This is a genomic window from Arthrobacter sp. M71 S08, assembly GCF_059089725.1.
On the sequence record NZ_JBNHEY010000001.1, the window covers coordinates 673213 to 694058 of the forward strand.

General features: G+C 66.1%; 20 protein-coding genes and 1 riboswitch. Of the genes, 14 read left to right on the plus strand and 6 right to left on the minus strand.

Features of this window, described 5'->3' with window-relative positions; translation table 11 throughout:
* Positions 1-44: 44 nt before the first annotated feature.
* The 4 genes from AC5RTB_RS03105 (at position 45) to AC5RTB_RS03120 (ending at position 4781) form a co-directional block, all read left to right on the plus strand.
* Positions 45-1265, plus strand: a complete 1221-nt coding sequence (locus AC5RTB_RS03105; RefSeq protein ID WP_494059600.1) for an allantoate amidohydrolase — start codon at positions 45-47, stop codon at positions 1263-1265.
* Positions 1262-2656, plus strand: coding sequence for a formimidoylglutamate deiminase (locus AC5RTB_RS03110; RefSeq protein WP_494059601.1), 1395 nt, complete (start codon positions 1262-1264; stop codon positions 2654-2656). The genes AC5RTB_RS03105 and AC5RTB_RS03110 overlap by 4 nt, the downstream gene beginning before the upstream one ends.
* Positions 2653-3897: an imidazolonepropionase gene (gene hutI / locus AC5RTB_RS03115; protein WP_494059602.1), complete on the plus strand. Its 1245-nt coding sequence runs from the start codon at positions 2653-2655 to the stop codon at positions 3895-3897. The genes AC5RTB_RS03110 and hutI overlap by 4 nt, the downstream gene beginning before the upstream one ends.
* 95 nt (positions 3898-3992) lie before the next feature.
* Entirely contained in the window at positions 3993-4781 is a 789-nt protein-coding gene (locus AC5RTB_RS03120) for a CPBP family intramembrane glutamic endopeptidase (RefSeq protein ID WP_494059603.1), read from the plus strand.
* Positions 4782-4803: 22 nt separating this feature from the next.
* On the opposite strand, the gene AC5RTB_RS03125 is transcribed toward AC5RTB_RS03120, so the two are convergent.
* Complete coding sequence (locus tag AC5RTB_RS03125; protein ID WP_494059604.1) at positions 4804-5445, minus strand: VOC family protein; 642 nt, start codon at positions 5443-5445, stop codon at positions 4804-4806.
* A gap of 319 nt (positions 5446-5764) precedes the next feature.
* Positions 5765-5899, plus strand: a riboswitch (SAM riboswitch).
* Between the two features lie 15 nt (positions 5900-5914).
* Between AC5RTB_RS03125 and metX the strand changes: the two genes are divergently transcribed.
* Positions 5915-7060 carry a homoserine O-acetyltransferase MetX gene (gene metX / locus AC5RTB_RS03130; RefSeq protein ID WP_494059605.1) on the plus strand — a complete coding sequence of 382 codons (1146 nt, stop codon included), beginning with the start codon at positions 5915-5917 and terminating at the stop codon, positions 7058-7060.
* Positions 7061-7103: 43 nt separating this feature from the next.
* Here metX and AC5RTB_RS03135 read toward each other — a convergent pair whose 3' ends face one another.
* A complete protein-coding gene (locus AC5RTB_RS03135) occupies positions 7104-7928 on the minus strand; it encodes an SGNH/GDSL hydrolase family protein (RefSeq protein WP_494059606.1) in 825 nt (274 codons plus the stop codon).
* 78 nt (positions 7929-8006) lie between these two features.
* Here AC5RTB_RS03135 and AC5RTB_RS03140 point away from each other — a divergent pair, with 78 nt between their 5' ends.
* The gene (locus AC5RTB_RS03140; RefSeq protein WP_494059607.1) at positions 8007-8723 is read left to right on the plus strand and encodes an alpha/beta hydrolase; all 717 of its coding nucleotides are present in this window, start codon (positions 8007-8009) and stop codon (positions 8721-8723) included.
* Between the two features lie 39 nt (positions 8724-8762).
* Positions 8763-9377 (plus strand): class I SAM-dependent methyltransferase, encoded by a 615-nt coding sequence (locus AC5RTB_RS03145; protein ID WP_494059608.1) that lies wholly within the window; start codon positions 8763-8765, stop codon positions 9375-9377.
* Positions 9378-9440: 63 nt separating this feature from the next.
* On the opposite strand, the gene AC5RTB_RS03150 is transcribed toward AC5RTB_RS03145, so the two are convergent.
* On the minus strand, positions 9441-9662 hold the full coding sequence (locus tag AC5RTB_RS03150; protein WP_494059609.1) for an RNA-binding S4 domain-containing protein: 222 nt from the start codon (positions 9660-9662) through the stop codon (positions 9441-9443).
* Between the two features lie 61 nt (positions 9663-9723).
* On the opposite strand from AC5RTB_RS03150, the gene AC5RTB_RS03155 reads away from it, so the two are divergent.
* A complete protein-coding gene (locus tag AC5RTB_RS03155; protein WP_494059610.1) occupies positions 9724-10692 on the plus strand; it encodes a DMT family transporter in 969 nt (322 codons plus the stop codon).
* A 73-nt stretch (positions 10693-10765) separates the two neighbouring features.
* Here AC5RTB_RS03155 and AC5RTB_RS03160 read toward each other — a convergent pair whose 3' ends face one another.
* Positions 10766-12391: a M28 family peptidase gene (locus AC5RTB_RS03160; RefSeq protein WP_494059611.1), complete on the minus strand. Its 1626-nt coding sequence runs from the start codon at positions 12389-12391 to the stop codon at positions 10766-10768.
* 219 nt (positions 12392-12610) lie between these two features.
* Between AC5RTB_RS03160 and AC5RTB_RS03165 the strand changes: the two genes are divergently transcribed.
* Positions 12611-12787, plus strand: a complete 177-nt coding sequence (locus tag AC5RTB_RS03165; protein WP_494059612.1) for a hypothetical protein — start codon at positions 12611-12613, stop codon at positions 12785-12787.
* Positions 12788-12836: 49 nt separating this feature from the next.
* Here AC5RTB_RS03165 and AC5RTB_RS03170 read toward each other — a convergent pair whose 3' ends face one another.
* On the minus strand, positions 12837-13268 hold the full coding sequence (locus tag AC5RTB_RS03170; protein WP_494059613.1) for a universal stress protein: 432 nt from the start codon (positions 13266-13268) through the stop codon (positions 12837-12839).
* Between the two features lie 309 nt (positions 13269-13577).
* On the opposite strand from AC5RTB_RS03170, the gene AC5RTB_RS03175 reads away from it, so the two are divergent.
* The gene (locus AC5RTB_RS03175; protein ID WP_494059614.1) at positions 13578-14978 is read left to right on the plus strand and encodes a glycine--tRNA ligase; all 1401 of its coding nucleotides are present in this window, start codon (positions 13578-13580) and stop codon (positions 14976-14978) included.
* The gene (locus AC5RTB_RS03180) at positions 14979-15896 is read left to right on the plus strand and encodes a GNAT family N-acetyltransferase (protein ID WP_494059615.1); all 918 of its coding nucleotides are present in this window, start codon (positions 14979-14981) and stop codon (positions 15894-15896) included.
* Positions 15897-15903: 7 nt separating this feature from the next.
* Here AC5RTB_RS03180 and AC5RTB_RS03185 read toward each other — a convergent pair whose 3' ends face one another.
* Positions 15904-16659 (minus strand): alpha/beta hydrolase, encoded by a 756-nt coding sequence (locus AC5RTB_RS03185; protein WP_494059616.1) that lies wholly within the window; start codon positions 16657-16659, stop codon positions 15904-15906.
* Positions 16660-16821: 162 nt separating this feature from the next.
* Here AC5RTB_RS03185 and AC5RTB_RS03190 point away from each other — a divergent pair, with 162 nt between their 5' ends.
* From AC5RTB_RS03190 to AC5RTB_RS03200, 3 genes are read left to right on the plus strand one after another with little or no spacing between them, the layout of a single operon-like run.
* Positions 16822-18219, plus strand: coding sequence for a YibE/F family protein (locus AC5RTB_RS03190; RefSeq protein ID WP_494059617.1), 1398 nt, complete (start codon positions 16822-16824; stop codon positions 18217-18219).
* Positions 18220-18260: 41 nt separating this feature from the next.
* Positions 18261-19439 (plus strand): tRNA dihydrouridine synthase DusB, encoded by a 1179-nt coding sequence (gene dusB, locus AC5RTB_RS03195; protein WP_494059618.1) that lies wholly within the window; start codon positions 18261-18263, stop codon positions 19437-19439.
* A gap of 22 nt (positions 19440-19461) precedes the next feature.
* Entirely contained in the window at positions 19462-20784 is a 1323-nt protein-coding gene (locus AC5RTB_RS03200; protein ID WP_494059619.1) for a deoxyguanosinetriphosphate triphosphohydrolase, read from the plus strand.
* Positions 20785-20846 lie beyond the last annotated feature (62 nt).

Genomic DNA, 20846 nt, shown 5'->3' on the forward strand with positions numbered 1-20846 from the left:
GGGACCCCACGAGTAACGTCCGAACACGGGAAGGGAAAAACCTTTTGGAGAGCGTAAGCAGCCTGCTTGGATCGATCGAGGACGTCGGACGTGATGCCGTCCGCGGCGGCTATTCCCGCCCTGTCTTCTCTACCGCGGAGCTCGACCTGAGGTCCTGGTTCCAGCAGGAGGCGGCCCGCCGCGGCCTCGACCTCGAGACCGACCGCAATGGCGTCCTCTGGGCGTGGTGGGACATTCCCGGTACGCACAACAGTTCCACCCGCGACGGCGCGCTCGTCACCGGCAGCCACCTGGATTCCGTCCCCGGCGGCGGCGCCTTCGACGGGCCGCTCGGTGTCGCTTCCGCTCTCGCCGCCGTCGACCTCCTGAAAGAGCGGGGTGTCCAGCCTCAACGGGCGCTCGCCGTCGCAGTGTTCCCCGAAGAGGAAGGTTCACGTTTCGGTGTGGCCTGTCTGGGCTCGCGGCTGCTGACCGGAAGCATCGACGCGGACACCGCACGGAACCTCAGGGATCCCGACGGCGTCACGTTCGCCGAAGCCGCTCGCGCCAACGGGCTGGACCCTGCGCACCTCGGCAGGGACGAGGAGGCGCTTCGCCGGATCGGTGACTTCGTGGAGCTTCACGTCGAGCAGGGCCGCGGACTGATCGACCTCGACTTCCCCATAGCCGTCGGCACGTCGATCATCGGCCACGGGCGGTGGAAGCTGACGATCACGGGGCAGGGCAACCACGCCGGCACCACCCTCATGGAGGACCGAGCCGACCCCATGGTGGCGGCGGCTCAGATCATCCTCGCGATCCGGAAGACCGCCGCGGCTACCCCCGAGGCACGCGCCACAGTGGGCCGGATGCAGCCGATCCCCGGCGGCACCAACGTGATCGCCTCCCGGGTGGACCTCTGGATAGACGTCCGGCACCCGGACGACGCCACCACCGCCGCGCTCGTGGAAACCATTCACGGCCAGGCCCAGAAAGCTGCGGCGTTCGAAGGGTGCAGGGCGGCACTGACCCGGGAGTCGGTGAGCGGAACCGTCACCTTTGACGGCGAACTCCAGCGTCAACTGCAGCTCGCGATCCCCGGCGCTCCCGGCCTGCCTACCGGCGCCGGGCACGACGCCGGCATCCTCGCCGCGCACGTGCCCTCGGCCATGCTGTACGTGCGCAACCCCACCGGCATCAGCCATTCGCCGGAGGAACACGTCGAATCCGACGACGCCGACTCCGGTGCAGTCGCCCTCGCCGACGTTCTGGAGCGGCTGCTGTGAAAACCGTGTGGTGCGAGCAGGCCTGGCTGGAGCCGGGAGACATTGCGGCCGGTGTCCGAGCCGAGATCGACGACGACGGCATCGTCCGCCGGGTGACTCCCGGGAGTGAATGCGCACCCGGGGACCTGCGCCTCGACGGCGTCGTCTTCCCGGCAGCGGCCAACGCCCACTCCCATGCGTTCCACCGGGTTCTCCGCGGACGGACCCACTCCGGTACCGGAACGTTCTGGACCTGGCGCGAGGCAATGTACCAGGCGGCAGGCACCCTTACCCCGGAGCTGTACGAAGAATTGGCCACCGCCGTCTACACCGAGATGGTGGCGGCCGGCTGGACCAGCGTCGCCGAGTTCCACTACCTGCACCACCGGCCGGACGGCACGCCGTATGACCGGTCGGACAGCCCAAACGCGCACGGCAACGGTGCACACGCCATGGAGTTCGCGCTGGCCCGCGGGGCGGTCAAAGCCGGCATCCGGCTGACCCTGCTGGACACCTGCTACCTTTCCTCCGGCTTCGGCGCACCGGTCCTCCCCGAACAGGTCCGGTTCACCGACGGCAGTGCCGAGGCGTGGCTCTCCCGATGGCACTCCCTCCGCGAAGCGATCACCGGGAGCTTCGATGCCTCCCAGGTATCCGTCGGAGCTGCCCTGCACTCCGTGCGAGCGGTCGATGAACGTGCACTCGGGCACATCGCACAGAACCTTCCCCAGGACGTGCCGCTGCACATCCACCTTTCCGAGCAGCCCGCCGAAAACCGCGACTGCCTCGCCGCCGGCGGCACCACTCCTACCGGCCTGCTGGCTCGGCACCAACTGCTCTCGGACCGGCTGACGGCGGTTCACGCCACGCATCTGACCCCGGAGGACATCGGCCTCCTCGGGGAAGCAGGGGTAACCGTGGCCATGTGTCCCACCACGGAAGCGGACCTCGCCGACGGCATCGGCCCGGCACGCGAATTGCAGGACGCAGGCGCGGTGGTGGCGTTGGGCACCGACCAGCACGCCGTCGTCGACCCCTGGCTTGAAATGCGGGCACTGGAACACGGCGAGCGGTTGGCCAGCGGACAGCGCGGACGATTTTCACCCGCCGACCTGGTGCGGGCGGCCTCGACCAGTGGATCCAGGGCACAGGGGCGCCCGGCGGCCGGGCTGAACCCGGGCCAGGTCTGCGACCTGGTGGCCGTCGACCCCGCAACATCACGCACAGCCGGCTCCCACCCGGCGCAGCTCCCACTGACGGCCACTGCGCAGGATGTTACCGCCGTCGTCGTCGGTGGAAAACTACTCGCCCGCAAGGGGCACCACGTAAGGCTGGGGGATCCGGCCCGTTTGCTGGTCGACGCCGTCGTCCGGCTCGATGAGGCAGCAACGGCACGGAAGGTGCAGGCATGACGGAAACCGCGGGTGACGCTTCAACGCTGATCACCAACATCAGCGAACTCATGACGCAGGACGCCGAACACCGCGTGCTGACGGATGCCGCCGTCGTCCTGGAGGGAGAGCGGATCACCTGGATCGGCCCGTCCCGGAACGCGCCGGCCGCTGATGAGCACTACGACGCCGGCGGCCGCGCCTGCCTGCCCGGCTGGGTGGACAGCCACACCCACCTGGTGTTCGCAGGTGACCGCACCGCCGAATTCGAAGCACGGATGGCCGGGAAGTCGTACGCCGCCGGCGGCATCTCCGTCACGGTGGAGGCTACCCGTCTGGCATCAGATGACGAGCTCGGCGTTCTTGTAGCCCGGCGCGCCGACGAGGCAGCGTCCTCAGGCACCACCTACCTGGAAACCAAGACCGGCTATGGACTCGACGTGGAGGAGGAAGCACGCAGCGCGCGGATTGCGGCTGCAACGGCCGACGAGGTCACCTTCCTCGGGGCGCATCTCGTCCCTCAGGGATGGTCCGCGGATGACTACGTGCGGACCGTCACCGGGCCGATGCTGCGCGCCGTCCGCCCATACGTACAGTGGGCCGATGTCTTCTGCGAAACCGGTGCCTTCACCCCCGAGCAAAGCAGGGAAGTGCTCCGCGCCTGCAAGGAGGCCGGCCTTGGCCTGCGGGTACATGGCAACCAGCTGGGACCGGGGGAGGGCGTGCAGCTCGCGGTGGACGAGCAGGCGGCCAGCGTCGACCACGTGAACTACCTGACGTCGTCGGACATCGATGCGCTCGCCGGTTCGTGGTCGGATTGGAAGGACGGTTCCGGCGCCCGCGGTACCGTGGCCACGTGCCTTCCCGCCTGCGACCTGTCCACGCGGCAGCCGCTCGCGCCGGCCCGCCGGCTACTGGATGCCGGGGTCCCGATCGCGCTCGCCTCGAACTGCAACCCCGGTACGTCCTACACCACGTCCATGGCCTTCTGTGTGGCTACCGCCGTGCTGCAGATGGGCCTCACCATCCATGAGGCTGTTCGCGCAGCCACCTATGGAGGTGCGCTCGCCCTCCACCGGGAACAAACCCCGCACGATGCCGGCTCACTTGCCCGCGGCGGCTCGCCCGCGGTGGGCTCGCTTGCAGTAGGCCACCGCGCGGACCTGCAGTTACTGGATGCTCCCTCCGCAACTCACCTCGCGTACCGCCCCGGAATGCAGTTGACCCACGCGGTGTGGCGTGCCGGAGAGCGCGTGCGTTGACTCACGCGCGAGCAGGGGGCTCGTGTTTTTCGCTTCCGGGCAGCATAAGGGCTCAGGGCTTTGGCTGGCGGGGGACCGTACGGCACCATGAAGGCATGCCAACAGCCGAAACGAGCCAGCCGTCGTCGTTGTTGCCTACCGCGGGCCGTAAGAGGATCAAAGCCGAGATTTTGATTGTCCTGGGTCTGTCCCTCGGGCAGGCGGGGGTCTATGCGGTGGTTGAGCTGATTGACAAGCTGACCCGCGCGCCGCTGTCCGCGCAGACCACGCGGCTCAACCCGACCCTCGACGAACGGCAGTACTTCGATCTCACGTACCAGCTGCTGGGGATCTTCTTCGCGCTGGTTCCCGTGGTGCTTGTGCTCTTCCTGCTCACCGAGCCCGGGAAATCGGCGTTCCGCCGGATCGGCTTCACGTTCAGCAAGCCCAAGGTCGATTTCGGTCTGGGAGTGGGGCTGGCAGCGGTGATCGGCGTTGGGACCCTCGGGGTCTACGCCGCCGGGCGGGCGCTCGGTCTGACCACGGCGATCATTCCGACGGCGCTGGACACCTATTGGTGGACGCTGCCGGTGCTCGTGCTCTCGGCGATCCGCCATGCCGTGCTGGAAGAAGTGATCGTGGTGGGCTATCTGTTCGAGCGGCTCAGGGACCTGGGGTGGTCCGTCACCGCGATCATTGTGACCTCAGCGCTCCTGCGCGGGAGCTACCACCTGTATCAAGGGATCGGGCCGTTCATCGGCAACGTGATCATGGGCCTGATCTTCGGGTACGCCTACACCCGAACCAGACGGGTCATGCCGCTGGTGGTGGCTCATGCGCTCCTCGACATTGCGGGCTTTGTCGGTTTCGCGCTGTTCGGCCCGGCGATCGGCCTCGGGAACTAGCCCGGAGCGGGGGAGGCTCCAACTAGATCCTGACGGAGCCCTTCGGGGTCTCGAACGTGACCGACATGATGCCCGGGGTGCCGTTGGGAGCGATCCACTCCACGTCGACGTCGTCCAGCGGATGGTTGGCGGGGGTGCCGAGCCATTCCGTGACACGCTCGGCGGACCCTGCGATGGTCAGCGCACTGAGGCGTACCGACGCCGGCCGGGCCTGCGACGGGTGGAGGGACTCCGTGCCGTCATCCCAGCGGATCATATAGGGAACCTGCGGGTCTGCGATCAGGCCCTTGATGCCGATCTGCTGCCAGGTCAGCTCCTGGCCGTCAGGGAACTTGCGGTTGCCGGGTACGGCGCTGCGGCCGAGGCGCTCTTCGAAAGGTGCGAGGTCGTCAACGGCAACGCACCAGCCCATCCAGCCGCCGCCGGCTTCGGACCGGGCCCGCACGGCCTGGCCGAAAGGAGCCTTGTCCGATGCAGGATGGTCGAGAACCTCGACGACTTCCAGGTACTGGCCATTGGCCAGAGGGCAAATCATGTTTCGGGTACCGAACCGCGGGTGTACTCCACCCTTCACAAATTCGACGCCCAGGGCGTCGGAAATCCGGTCCGCAGTGGCCGTCAGGCCGTCGGGTTCGCAGGCATAAGACACATGATCCAGGCGCATGGCCCCATTTTGGCACTTTGTGATGGACGCCTCGACTAAGGGTTGCCTAAGTCACAGCTATCGAGGCTAGGTGCCCAAGTAAACCCCAAGGTCAGCCACGGATAGTTGTGCGGACAGGGAACCCGGTTCCGAGACCGCCGGAGTTTCCTGGCAGGGACGCCCATTGGGTGTCCCCCTTGGGTGGGGCTGCCCGTTGCCCATAGACGAGAGCGGCCCCACTCAAGCTCTGCCGCCGGGCATCGCCCTACCAACGTCGGACCATTTCACTGCGAGTCACAATACTTGCCCTTTCCCGCCCCGGTCGGGTTTTCTTGTACGAGGTCACGAGTGACAGTGCGGTGGGTTCCTTCCCGCCACCAGCCCCGGCTTACTGTCCGGCAACCCTCCTCTCGCGGTGGGGTGCCCCGGGTGACGACCAGGCCCTGCACGCAGTGTGCAGGAGCAAGCGCGATTCACAAAGGCGGCAGGTTTGACAGGGATCACCACAGCGGAACCGCACTACGAGGCGGAGTCTGCTGACGGCGTCGTCGTGCAGCGGCTCTCCATCGGCCCTTTCACACTGGAAACCGGCGGCCACCTGCCCGACGTCGTTCTGGCGTACGAGACGTGGGGGACGCTCAATGCGGATGCCTCCAACGCAGTGCTCGTTGAGCATGCGCTCACGGGCAGTTCGCACGTCGCCAGGGGAGACTCAACAGAAGACGGCTGGTGGGACGGCCTGGTTGGTCCCGGCAGGACCATCGACACCGACCGGTACTTCGTCGTGTCCATCAATATGCTGGGCGGCTGCTACGGGTCCACCGGACCCGCTTCGCTCGACCCCGACGGCAGACCGTGGGGCTCGAGGTTTCCCTTCGTCACCATCCGTGATTCCGTCCGCGCCGAGGCTCTGCTCGCGGACCTCCTGGGTATTGACTCATGGCACTCGGTGCTCGGCGGCTCCATGGGAGGTGCGCGGGCCCTTGAATGGGCGGTGACCTACCCGCAACGCGTTCAGCGCTGCGCCGTCATCTCCTGCGGAGCGGCAAGCACGGCCGAGCAGATCGCCTTTGCACAGGCGCAGGTACAGGCCATCAGGCTGGATCCGCGGTTTGCCGGCGGCGACTACTACGGGTCCGCGGGCCCGGAGCTGGGGTTGGGCCTGGCTCGGCGGATCGCGCACATCACGTACCGCTCGGAGGCCGAGTTCGACCACCGGTTCGGACGCGCTGCCCAGGGCCTCGAGGAGCCTTTCGGGTCACCTCTGCCCTCGGGGCGCGGGCGCTACCAGGTGGAGAGCTACCTGGACCATCAGGCGGACAAGCTGGTCGGACGGTTTGATGCCAACAGCTACCTGATCCTCACCGAAGCGCTGATGAGCCACGACGTCGCCCGCGACCGGGGCGGTCTCGGCACTGCGCTGGCCGACGCAACGGCGAAGTTCTTCGTTGCGGCGGTTGCCTCCGACCGACTGTACTGGCCCTCACAATCCCACGAGCTGGCATCCGCCCTGCCCGGCAATGTGGCCGTGCACACCATCGCCTCACCAATCGGGCACGATGCCTTCCTCACCGAGATAGCTCAGCTTGAACCGGCGCTGGAGGCCGCGTTCTACGACGACGACGGCGCGTTGTAGCCGCGACTCACCGCGGCCCGGCACCTGTCTCGTTTCCGAACCGTCAGGTTCCCGACCCCGGAGGCATGCCCGGGCCGAAGATGGGTGCAGGTTCCGGCCGCTTGGCCGTAATGCCGTCGCCGGAGGAACGGTGACGGATCCTGCGAAGTACCCACGGCACGAAGTACTCCCGTGCCCACACCAGGTCTTCGCTCCGCGCAACCCGCCAGCTCTTCGGCGGCAAAGGCTTCGGTTCCAGCGGCTGCAGCTGATGGCTGACCGCGAGCGTGTCCAGGACCATGAAGGCGATGGTGTGATGCCCGAGCGGTGAGAAGTGCAGCCTGTCCTCATCCCACATCTGGGGGTTCACCAGTTGACGCAGGGCCCACATGTCGGCGATGACGGCGTCATGCCTGGCGGCGACGATGCGGATGTTCTCGTTGTAGATCGCGGTCTTGGCCCGAATGCTGCCAAGGACGGTGTCCCGCGCATCCGGCCCGGTGAAGAGGACCACCGTGGCGCCGGTTGCGGCAAGCACCTCCACCGCGCCGTCGAGCTTCGCGGCCAGACGGTCCGGATCGCCGCCGGGACGGATCAGGTCGTTGCCTCCGGCAGAGAGGGTCACCAGGTCCGGTTTGAGTTCGACGGCGGGACCAACCTGGGTATCGAGGATCTCCTGCAGGAGCCGGCCCCGTACGGCGAGGTTGGCGTAGGCGAAGCTCTCATGCCCACGGCTGAGTTCCTCCGCCACCCGGTCGGCCCAGCCGCGGTAGCCGCCATGGCTGTCGGGGTTGGGGTCACCGATGCCCTCGGTGAAGGAGTCGCCCAGGGCGACGTAGCGGTTCCAGGGGTGGGGTTGGTCATTCAGTTCTGACGGGAGATCGTTCACTGTGTCATCCTTCCCGATGCGTGCCCCTACATGCCCGTAATTACTTCCTGCTCCCCGCAAGCATGCCACTATGGAGCAATGACGGATCTCTCTTCGCCCGACGGCTCTGCTGTGTCTGCTTCCGGAATTGCCGCTGAACCTGGGACTGCGCCTGGGAATGCCCCCGTGGTTGTCTGGTCGAAGCCCGAGGACGAGCGTGAGGGAACACCCCTGCTCGTGCTGCTGCACGGTCACATGGCCAACGAGGAAGACCTGATGGGCATCCTCGAATTCCTGCCGGACGAATTCACGGTGGCTTCCCTCCGCGCACCCGTAGCGCAGGGGCCGGGTTTCACCTGGTTCCCGCTGATGCAGGACGTCGCCTATTCCGTCGACAAGGTCACCTCGGCGGTCCAGGACGTCATCGACTGGGTGGACTCCATCAAGGAGCCGCACTCGAGCGTGACCCTCCTCGGCTTCTCAATGGGTATGGCTGTGGCCAGCTCAATGTTGCGTGCCCGCCCAACCGACTACGCTGCCGTCATCGGGCTTTCAGGCTTTGTGGTTCCGGCGGAAGGCAACGGGTTCTTCCGCGACAGCGAGCTCGCTGCCAATCCTGTGCCGTTCTTCTGGGGCCGCGACCAGGAAGACCCGGTTATCCCGGCTGACAGGATCGAGTTCACCCATGGCTGGCTCAACGGCCACTCGAAGCTGACCAAGGTTCTCTACGCGGGGATGTATCACAGCATCAATACGCAGGAACTGAAACATGTCCGGGAGTTCCTGCAGATGGTCGTGCCCGGGGTCCGCAGATGATGCACTGCGGCCCCGCAATCGCGGGCTAGACTCTCGAGCGTGGGAACAGAATCGCTCTGGGAGGCAGGAAAGCGTCAGGATCCCAACCGCTCAGCGGCCTATATCCGGCATTTTGAGCAGCTGACCGCGCAGGGCGCAGACCTGCACGGGGAAGCACGCTGTATCGACGCACTGGCTGCCCGAAATACCCGCATCCTCGACGCCGGTTGCGGGCAGGGCCGGGTCGGCGGTGAGCTTGCCCGACGGGGCCATACAGTGGTTGGGGTTGATGCCGACGCCGAGCTGGTCGAAGCTGCCCGGGCGGCCCATCCGGATTCCGTCTGGCTGGTGGAAGATCTGACCGAGCTGGACTTGCCTGCGCGCGGCATCGCGGAACCTTTCGACGTGATCGTCTGCGCGGGGAACGTCCTCGCTTTTCTGGCCCCGGGTACGTCGCGGGAGGTTCTGACGCGCTTGCACCGCCATCTGGCGAGGGGCGGGCGCTTGATTGTCGGGTTCGGCGCAGGGCGTGACTACACCTTCGACGAGTTCTTCGCTGACGCGGCCGGCGCTGGTTTCACCGTATCGCTGCGCCTGGCTACCTGGGACCTGAGAGCCTGGACGCCGTCGTCGGATTTCCTCGTTGCAGTGTGCGAGGCCGAACGCTCAAAGTAGCGGGTGCGCCGATCTATACCTACCTGCCGCCCGGCGATCTGTTGAGGGCATGCGTTGCGCAGGCTACCCCTGCACTATGGTGACGGTAACCCCGTTCACTGTCACTGCATCACCCGGGTGAAGTTGTCGTCCGCGGCGATCCTCGATCTCTCCGTTGACCTTCACCAGGCCGTTCTCGATCAGTTCCTTGGCCTCCACGCCGTCCTCGGCGAGGTTGGCCAGCTTGATCAACTGACCCAGCCGGATCATTGAGTCGCGGATAGCCACTTCTGTGTCATTGCTCATGGTTACATCATGCCTGCCCTGAGCGATCGGTCCGCACGCAACGTTGCCCTAGGGTTAACGGGTGTCTCACGCCCGCCAGCTGCCCGCCGTCGTCGGCCTCCCGTTGGCGATAGCTGCCGGGGTTGCCATACCACTCCAAAGCAGGATCAACGGCGCGCTGGGGCAAACCCTTGATGACGGTCTCGCGGCCGGTCTCATCAGTTTCGGTACCGGGCTGGTACTGATGATCCTCATTTCGCTTCTGCTCCCGCGCGGACGGGCGGGGCTTGCGCAACTGGTGCCGGCGGTACGTGAGCGGCGCTTTCCCCGTCTCTACCTCGCGGCAGGAGCAATCGGCGCGCTGTTCGTCTTCTCGCAGGCGCTCACCGTTTCAATCCTGGGAGTGGCACTGTTCACGGTCGCCGCCGTGATGGGGCAGACGCTGAGCGGGCTCGCCGTCGACAGGGTCGGGATAGGACCCGGAGGACGGCGCCTGATTACCCCCATGCGGGTGATCGGAGTGACGCTCACGGTAGCGGCGGTCATCTGGGCTGTTTCGCCCAGGATCGAAGGATCAGGTACGACGGCGGCACTCATCCTGCCGCTGCTGCTTCCAATCACGGCCGGCATTCTGGTGAGTTTCCAGCAGGCCATGAACGGAACCGCTGCCGTTCATTACGGCACTCCCATTACGGCGACCCTGATGAACTTCATCGCGGGATCGGTCGTGCTGCTGGTGGCCTGGCTGCTGAAGCTGCTGATAGCCGGTCCTCCCGAATCTCTGCCGGCGGAGTGGTGGTACTACATCGGCGGGCCGATGGGGTGCCTGTTCATCGGGATCGGGGCGCTCCTCGTGAGGTCCCTCGGCGTGCTGCTGACCGGCCTAGGAATGATCGCCGGACAGCTGCTCGGTTCGCTGGCACTGGACCTTGTTTTTCCGACGGCGGGCACCGTCGTGGTCTTCGCCACAGTGGCAGGCCCGGTCCTGGCGCTGGGCGCCATCATTCTCACCACGCTGCCCTGGAACCGGAGACTGCTGGAACGCCGTTAGATGAGGTAGAAGGGGCGGAGACGGGCCAATTCAGGTCTGTGGTCCCGTCCCCGCCCATTACTCTTTCCGACTGTTACCGGTCTGCCAGCTCGTGATCGTGGTCGTGCTCCGGATGGAGGCCGCCACCGCTTTCTGTACCGCCGCCAAGGGGGTTGCCCTGGAAGCTGCCGCCCTGCTTGAAGTTACCTTTCACGTCGTCTCCGACGCCATTCACGGCCGTGGTGTTCATTGCGTAGGTGAGTGTCAGGTGAGCAATTGCATCGCTCATCTGATCCAGTGATTCGATGCTGACGTTACCTGTGTCATCGCATGCAGCGTGGTAGCAGGAATCGTAGGAAACTCCGGCAACGCCACCGAACAGTTGAGCCTGTTCCTCGGTCTTGATGCCTTCGGCGCCGGTGAAGAGTCCACCGGCCGGGATGCCCTGGGCGATGAACGGTCCGTAATCGCTCCTGCCGCTGAATGCGGTCTCACCCGAGGGCAGGCCAACCGACGCGAAGTAATCGTGGAAGTCCTGCTCAATCTGGCCGGATCCGGCCGGCCCGGCGGCTGCGCCCGGCCCGACCGGGAAGGCGGAGTTGTCGCCGTCGTAGACGAAGCGGCCGAAGTTCGCTGAGCCGATCATGTCGAAGTTCAGGTACAGGCCTACCTTGGCCAGTTCTCCGGATGCCGCGAGGTCATTCACATAGTGGTGTGCGCCGAGGAGTCCATGCTCCTCTGCGCCCCACCAGGCGAAGCGGACCTTGTTGGCGGTCTCAACCTTCCGCATCGATTCCGCGACCGCAAGGATAGCGGCGCTTCCCGTGCCGTTGTCGTTGATGCCGGGACCGGCCAGGACGCTGTCCAGGTGCGCGCCGACCATCACCACGTTGTTGGCGTTGCCGTTCGCGGTCTCGGCGAGCACGTTGTAGGTCTCCCGGTTCTCCGAGATGGTGTCCGTAATGACCTGCCCCGTGACGTTGTCGCCCATCAGGGCAGTGCCTACCTCGTAGCTCGCACCGAGTACGGGTATGCCGATCCCCGGAGCGCTGAGCGTGCCGGCGATCGGTCCGGTGCTTCCCGGCAGTCCGGTGTTGAAGATGACAACGGCAGTGGCCCCGGCTGCTTCAGCATTGCTGGCCTTCTGCGCGAAGGAGCAGCTGCCGCGCTGCACCAGTGCGATTGATCCGGCTGCGAAACCGGTGAAGTCGGAGGATTCGCAGCCGCTGGTGTTGGTGGCGCCGACGGCGCCGGTGGTGTCGACCGTGGTGATCGCGCCGGTCGCGCTTCCTGCCCCCGAATAGGTCATGGTTGCGAAGGAATCAGCGGAGTACACCTGGGAGTCCGGGCTCGTCTGTGCGAGAACCGAAGGACTGAGCTCCTGGAAATAGGGAAAGGTGAACGATTGCACGACGGGGGAGTATCCGGCCGCCCGAAGTTTCCCCACCACGTAGTCCACGGAGTCGTTGTAGCCCTGTGTCCCGGACACCCGGGTTCCGCCGTTGGACAGGGCGATCGCGTCGAGCGCGTCGAGGTGGCCCACCACGCGGTCCACCGAGACGGCGGTGCGCAGCTTTTGGGAGGTGTTGTTGTTGCTGTTGTCATGGGTTGGTCCTGCGGTTGCTGCCAGCCCGCCGGTGGCAACGAGGGCAATTCCGCCGAGAAATGCAAGCGATGCTCGCCCAAAATGGGCGCGCTTTAGTAGAGCGTTTGGGATCACCGTTGTTCCTTCTGTCGCAAAGGTGCGCCTGCGGTCGCAGGCGCTCGAACCCCCTGTGACGCGGATCACGCCCCAGGGGGTCCGCTCAATCTATGGACACTTCTCCTGCCGCGTCAAGAGAACCTTACTGGCCGGTAGCTCGCCTGTAGATAACCGCTGCCGAGGCGCGTAAGGTCAGAAGTCCCGAGGTGGGGATAGTTCTAGGCAAAGGAGATTCTCATGGGACTGAGCAATATCATCAGGAGCGTAACGGGCCGTGCCGGAGGCAGGTCCGGGGGAACGACTCGCCGCACTCCGCGCACCGGCGGAATGGGAACCGGAAGGGGCGGAGTCAACCGCGGCGGTTCCGGAGGCGGAGTAGGTGGAATGATCCGCGGCATCCTCAACCGGCGGTAGGCTGAGCACTTTCTTCAGCCCACCGCCGGAGTCCTGGGGCGGCGTCGGATCAGGAAGCGGTCCGCACGACCAGTACGTCGCACGGTGCCTTGTGCACAACACTGCTTGCGACGCTGCCCAGGACGCGGCCAAGTCCTTTCACACCGACGTTGCCCACCACCAACAGTTGGGCGCCGGAACGGTCCGCTTCCTCGATCAGCGCGTCCTGAGGCTTGCCGCGCCGGGCAGCGGGGCGGATCGTCACACCGGAATGTTGTTCACGCAACCGCTCCGCAACCTCTCCGGCCATCGACAGCGCACGCTCCGCATCATCGAGAATGTACGTCTCGCTGCCGATTTTCACAACCTCGGTGTTGTCCGTGGTGTGGGCACTGAGCACAACGAGCTCGGCACCAAGGCCCCCGGCCAGATCAGCGGCCCGAGAAGCGGCCCTGTATGCGGTGTCACTTCCATCGACTCCCACAATTACGATTCCTGCCATGGTGCGTCCTCCTCCATACTCGACACCCAGAGTGGTGCCGGAAACTCAGCTAGGGGTGTGACCTGACAGGTCACACCCCTACCAGTATGGGAGGCGAGACCTTCCTTCGGCTTCATTACGGAAGGCAGCGTCCCGCTTACCGCAGGTCAGCCCCCGCTCGCGGGAGCCGTCGTCGGAGGTTTCGGTAGGCTAAGGTGGTAGCTTCGCCCGCCCGGTTCCGTGCAGCAGTTCGCGCTTGATCCCGCCTGCTGCGCTGCCCGGCGGGCACATCGACGACCGCACCCAGCGGCCTGTCCAAACATGTAGAGGATGGCATTCATCGTGGCCAAGCAGGCTTCCGCCCTGGACCCAATCATTTCCCTCGCCAAGCGGCGCGGCTTCGTTTTCCAGGCCGGTGAAATCTACGGCGGTTCCCGGTCCGCCTGGGACTACGGCCCCCTCGGAGCCGAGCTGAAGGAAAACATCAAGCGCCAGTGGTGGCAGTCCATGGTTCGCGGTCGCGAGGACGTCGTCGGCCTTGATTCCTCGGTCATCCTTCCCCGCCAGGTATGGGAGGCATCCGGCCACGTCGAGGTGTTCTCCGACCCGCTGGTTGAGTGCCTCTCCTGCCACAAGCGCTACCGTGCGGACCACCTCGAGGAAGAGTACGAGGAAAAGAAGGGCCGGCCCGCGGAGAACGGCCTGGCCGACATCGCCTGTGCCAACTGCGGTACCCGTGGCCAGTGGACTGAGCCGCAGGAGTTCTCCGGACTGCTCAAGACCTTCCTCGGCCCCGTCGCCAACGAGGAAGGCCTGCACTATCTGCGGCCCGAAACCGCCCAGGGCATCTTCGTGAACTTCAACAACGTGCTCACCACCTCCCGGAAAAAGCCCCCGTTCGGCATCGGCCAGATCGGCAAGAGCTTCCGCAACGAAATTACGCCCGGAAACTTCATCTTCCGCACCCGTGAGTTCGAGCAGATGGAGATGGAGTTTTTCGTGGAGCCCGGCACGGACGATGAATGGCACGAGTACTGGATCAAGGAACGCTTCGATTGGTACACAGGGCTGGGCATCAACCCGGACAACCTGCGCCTCTTCGTCCACCCGCAGGAGAAGCTGAGCCACTATTCCAAGGGCACCACGGACATCGAGTACCGCTTCGGGTTCCAGGGCTCGGAATGGGGCGAGCTTGAGGGCATCGCCAACCGCACGGACTTCGACCTCTCCACTCACTCGAAGCACTCGGGCACCGACCTGAGCTACTTCAACCAGGGGACCAATGAGCGGTACACCCCGTACGTCATTGAGCCCGCCGCCGGGCTGACGCGTTCCTTCATGGCCTTCCTTGTGGACTCGTACGCCGAAGATGAGGCTCCGAACGCAAAGGGCGGCGTGGACAAGCGCACCGTGCTCAAGCTCGATCCCCGGCTCGCCCCGGTGAAGGCTGCCGTGCTTCCCCTCAGCCGCAACGAGGACCTTTCGCCGAAGGCGAAAGATCTGGGAGCGCAGCTGCGCAAGAACTGGAACATCGACTTCGACGACGCCGGCGCCATCGGCCGCCGTTACCGCCGCCAGGACGAAATCGGCACACCTTTCTGCATCACCGTGGACTTCGACACGCTGGAGGACCAGGCGGTGACCATCCGCGAACGGGACAGCATGACGCAGGAGCGGGTCTCCCTCGACAAGGTCGAAGGCTACCTCGCCCAGCGGCTGGTGGGCGCGTAAGTGGCCATCCAGTACCGCCCCTGGCGCGATGGGGATGATCTCGAACTCCTGCAGCTGTGGGGCGGCCCGGGGAACCCGCAGGCCGAGCAGTCACGGGCAGTGTTCCGGCCCTCGTCCGATTCCCCGTGGTTGCGCTGCATCGTTGCCGAGGACGCAGTCGGCCCGGTTGCCGTGCCAGTCGCCGCCGGCTATGTCTTCGAGCCGAAGCTGCACAACCAGCGGCTCTGGGCCTACGTCGAGGTCGGCATGGACCATCGACGTGCGGGAATCGGCGCCACGATCCTGGGGATGCTTCGCAATGAAGCTGCCCAGACGCCGTCGGGCGTGTCCACGCTACGGGCAAAAGTTGTTCCCGGTTCGGACGGCGCAGCCTTCGCCGAGGCCGCCGGTCTCCGCGAGATCCAGCGCTCCCGGGTCATCGAGGTCGCTCCCGGCGCACTCGCCGTTCCGGACTTCACCGACGACGACGGCCCGCAGCTTGAGGAAGCCGCCACCGGTTCCGTTGAACTCACACAGGCCGTAACCGAGTGGTACAACGCGGTGCATGCCTGGGATCCCGCCGACATGACGCTTGGGCAGGCGCAGCAGTTCCTGCTCGCCGACACGGCCGGTGCCGGTGGAGCAGTGGTGCTTCGTGATCGGCCGAAGAACCGGGGTGGCACAATCGCCGCTTTTGCGCTCAGCTACACGCAGAGCCGGACGGACGCCCCGGCTGATGTGCTGATCGGATACGACCCGACCCTGCAGCCCAGCGAGCAGAGTGCCGCGGTGGCATCCCTTCTGGCGATGCTTGTGTATCAGTACCCGGTCCAGGTGGAGGTCGATGACTCGATGGCCGCACTGGTGGAGGTGCTGGATCCGCTTCTGGCCACCGGTTCAGCCGAGGTCGTGGCCGAGACTCGGGTTGTCAGCGACTAAGGAGAAATCACAGTGTCACGCCGAGCGGGGCCGGCTGGGCGAGGAGTTCGGTCGCCCGGCGCAGGTGCCTCGGGTTCACGGTGGCGCCGGTGTCGCGCGAGAAACTGTCCAGAAGGTATGACGCGCTGAGTTCGTGCCACACGGAGACCTTCGTGAGCATGAAGTGGCCCGCCCCTGTGAGCGTTACGTAGCGGACGTCGTCGGCGATGCGCTGGATCCGCTGTGCGTAACGCAGGGACTGGCGGGGTGATGTCCAGCGGTCGGCGTCGCCGTGGGCAATCAGTACACGGCGTCCGGCCAATTGCCGGGTGGGTGTTGTGCAGTCCACCCATGGAGCAAGGGCGACCACCGCGCGCACCTGCGGGTCGTCCGCCGCGCACAGTGCAGTAAGGCCGCCCATTGAGTGCCCCAGCAGGTACACGGGCAGGCCGGGCCGTCGGTCACGGATCTGTTCCAGTGCCCACCTCGCGTCGTGCAGCGGGGACATGTGCTCGCCGTTCCACCCACGCACGCGGTTACGCAGACTCCAGGTCTCAAGGCCGGCAGCCGAGCCCCACGAGTGCAGCAGGCGCCCGAACGGGACCATGCGCGCCGGGCTCAGATGCCGCGACCGCACCGGCTCGAAGCTGTTGGCGCGACCGCCGTGCAACACCAGAGCAACGCCCCGGACAGGAGTGGCGGCCGTCCGGACCATCACCTCCGGCGCGTGCGCGATCGCACCGACCGCACCCTCATCAGCCTCGCTGAACCGTTCCTTCGCCATTCAGCCACCCTCCATCCATCTCGGCGTCGATTTCCAACCGCGTCCCTCCAATGGCTGGGCGAAGCTGGTCCATCACGCGACTGCGTAGAATCCTCTGGGGAATCGCGCAGCGGATGGCGGTCTCCATCCTGCCAGCAGTACACCGACAGCAAGGGGCGAGTTGTGGGCCACAGCCATATCCATCCGCCGGACTCGACGACTTCCTCCCTCAGCTCGGAGGAGAACGCCGCCCTGAAGGCAACGCGCCGGCGGGCGAATTTTCTCCTCGCCGCTATACTTGTCCCGCTCGGCATCATCACGCTCATCGGAATGCTCATGCTGTGGCCCAGCGCCGATACGGCCGACATCACGGCCGCCAACCCGCTCGCCACGGCGCCGGGCACCTCCATGGACGTGGGAACGGTGCAGCGCGTGGTCCTTGAGGACTGCCCATCCTCCCAGCCGACCGTGGATGCAGGCGGCGAGGCACAGCAGTGTCTGGTTGCCCACACCCAGCCCCACGCCGGGGGCTCCACCGTGCCGGTGGAACTCAACCCGGAAATCGCCCGGTCCGGGCAGGTCGAAGCAGGCGATTCCATCCGCTACCTCAACCTGGAAGGGGTCATCAGCGGCGCGGGCGCCCCGTACATCTTTGTGGACTTCGTCCGCACCCTCCCGGTCGCTGCGCTTGCGGTCCTCTACGCCGTCGTCGTTGTTTCTGTTGCCCGGTGGCGCGGGCTGCGCGCGATCGTCGGGCTGGTTGGTGCGCTGATCGTGCTGGCGCAGTTCATGCTGCCGGGACTTGTCGAGGGTAAGCCGCCGCTGCTGCTGGGGCTGGTCGGTTCCGTGGTGATCATGTTCGGCGTCCTCTACTTTGCGCACGGGTTTTCAGCGCGTACCTCGACGGCGTTGCTCGGGACGATCTTCGGGCTGGCGATCACCGCGCTGTTGGCTGCTTGGGCGACCGACACAGCGAACCTCACCGGCGTCGGCAGCGAAAGTTCCAGCGCCCTCATCAACGCTGCGCCGGAGGTCTCGCTCTCCGGGATCATTCTCTGCGGGCTGATCATCTCCGGGCTCGGTGTGCTCAACGACGTGACGATCACGCAGTCCTCCGCGGTCTGGGAACTGTACGAGCTGGCGCCGGGGACTTCCACGCGTCGACTGTTCGCCGGTGCCATGCGGATCGGCCGGGACCACATCGCCTCAACCGTGTACACCATTGCCTTCGCCTACGCGGGTGCCGCCCTGCCCCTGCTGATTCTGGTGTCGCTGCAGGACAGTTCGCTGGTGGGCACACTGACCAGCGGCGAGCTCGTCGAGGAGGTGGTGCGCACCCTGGTCGGGTCGATCGGGCTTGTTCTCGCCATCCCGGTCACCACGCTGATCGCCGTTCTGGTGGTCAAGGCGGTCGGCATCGACGTCCCGGCGCGCGGTTCCGCGACCGAGTCCGACGACGAACCAACCCCCGCCGTGCTCGCTGCCGAGGATTCCGGCGAGGCACGGGGTAACGGTGCTGTGAGTGTTCCGGCCGGTGCCCCGCCGAGTCGCCGCGAGTTACGCGAACACCGGCAGCGCTGACGCCCGGCCCTCGATTTGCCCCGTCTTGCGACAATGGACGGGTGAGCATTGCACCAACATCTACCGCCACGCGGCTCGACCTGCCGCCGCTGCGCCTGGGCGGGATAACCGTTAACACCCCGGTGGTTCTCGCTCCCATGGCCGGCATCACCAATACAGCGTTCCGACGGCTTTGCCGCGAGTACGGCGGCGGCCTGTACGTCTCGGAGATGGTGACGTCGCGCGCGCTGGTTGAACGCAACCCCGAGTCCTTGCGCATTATCTCCCACGACGACGACGAGAAGGTCCGGTCCGTCCAGCTGTACGGTGTGGATCCCAAGACAGTCGGCGCCGCCGTGCGCATACTCGTGGAGGAAGACCGCGCCGATCACATCGACCTGAACTTCGGCTGCCCCGTCCCGAAGGTTACCCGGAAGGGCGGTGGGGCGGCGCTGCCCTGGAAAACCGACCTCTTCACAGAAATTGTGCAGACGGCGGTACGGGAAGCCTCGCGGGGGGATATCCCGCTGACCATCAAGATGCGCAAGGGCATCGACGAGGATCATCTGACCTTCCGGGAGGCGGGCAAGATCGCGCGCGACGCCGGTGTGGCCGCCGTCGCGCTCCACGGGCGTACGGCGTCGCAGTTCTACTCGGGCAAGGCCGACTGGAACGCTATCGCGGAACTGCGCGAAGCACTGCCGGACATCCCGGTGCTCGGTAACGGCGATATCTGGAGTGCCGAAGACGCCATCAGAATGGTGCAGCAGACCGGCGTCGACGGCGTCGTCATCGGACGGGGATGCCAGGGCAGGCCCTGGTTGTTCGGTGATCTCATGAACGCTTTCGAAGGCAAAGACGAGCGCCACCGTCCGGGCCTCGGCCAGGTGGCCGACACGGTATACCGGCACGCGGAACTGCTGGTCGACACGTTCGGCAACGAGATGATGGCGTTGCGCGACATCCGCAAGCACATGGCCTGGTATTTCAAGGGTTATGTGGTGGGTGGCGACCTGCGCGCCGCGCTCGCCACGGTTCCGACGCTCGAGGTGCTGCGGAGTCTGCTTGACCAGTTGGACCGCACGTCGCCGTACCCCGGAGCCGACGCCGAGGGTCCGCGCGGGCGGGCCGGCTCGCCCAAGCGCACCTCGCTGCCGGACCGGTGGCTGGAAGCGCGGCAACTGAACCCCGCGCAGCAGGCGGACATCGCCGCCGCGGAAGTGAACGTATCCGGTGGATAGGGCAGGGGAGTACGTGCGCAACATGAGCAATGAACGCAACGGGCGTAGCAAACCCAATGAGTACCCGGGCCGTCAGTCGCCGATCACTCCCGGCTACACGGACGCTGACATGCAGCGCTGGGTCGATGAGGCGCCCAAGAGCCTCCACCGCACGCACTTCGAGCGTGACCGTGCCCGCGTGCTGCACTCCTCAGCGCTGCGTCGGCTGGGTGCGAAGACGCAGGTCGTTGCACCCGATACCGACGACTTCGTTCGAACCCGGCTGACGCACAGCCTCGAGGTGGCCCAGGTGGGGCGCGAATTGGGGCGGTCGCTCGGGTGTGACCCCGACATTGTTGACGCCGCCTGTCTGTCCCACGATCTCGGACATCCACCGTTCGGGCACAACGGTGAGGCTACCCTCAACGATCTTGCACACTCCATCGGGGGCTTCGAGGGCAACGCCCAGACCCTCCGGCTGCTCACCCGGCTGGAGCCGAAGGTCATCCGAGCCGACGGCACTCCCGCAGGGCTCAACCTCACCCGCGCCAGCCTTGACGCTGCTTGCAAGTACCCGTGGGCGGCCACGGATGCCCCGGTCATTCACGGCCACCGCACCTCCAAATTCGGTTCTTACGAAGACGATCTGCCCGTTTTCGCCTGGCTGCGGCAGGGAGCGCCGGCCGGGCGGTCCTGCCTCGAAGCGCAGGTGATGGACCTCGCCGACGACATCTCCTACTCGGTCCATGACGTCGAAGACGCCATCGTCGCCGGGCACTTCCAACTGAAGTGGATGGACAACCCGGACCACCGCGCGCGCGTCGTCGGGTATACGCAGCAGTGGTACCTGCCGCACTCGGACCCGGCCGCCGTTGACGCCGCCCTGGCGCGTCTGGAGGCGACGGACGTGTGGGTCCGTGAGGCTGACGGCAGCCGCAAGGCCATGGCCGCGCTGAAGAACATGACCAGCCAGCTCATCGGACGCTTCTGCCTGAGCGCCCTGGAGACCACCCGGGGGATCTACGGCACCGACCCTCTTACCCGGTACGCAGCGGAGATGGTGGTCCCGGAGGACACGGTCACCGAGATCGCGGTCATGAAGGGCCTGGCCACCACCTACGTGATGACGAGCGTCCACCGCCAGCCCATTTACGAACGCCAACGCGAAGTGCTGTCGTCCCTCGTGCAGCAGATGGCTGCAGCCGGGGACCGCTACCTCGAGCCCATGTTCGCGGCCGATTGGCGCGAGGCTGAGGACGATGATTCCCGGCTCCGCGTGGTGATTGACCAGGTCGCCTCCCTTACGGACGCGTCCGCGCTTGCCCTGCACGAGAGGGTTGTCGGCCCCGTTCCTGCGCTCTGGTAGCGGGCCCACAGGCAAGGCGACCCCGACGGCGCGAGCAGGTACCCAACACCTAGACTGGATGG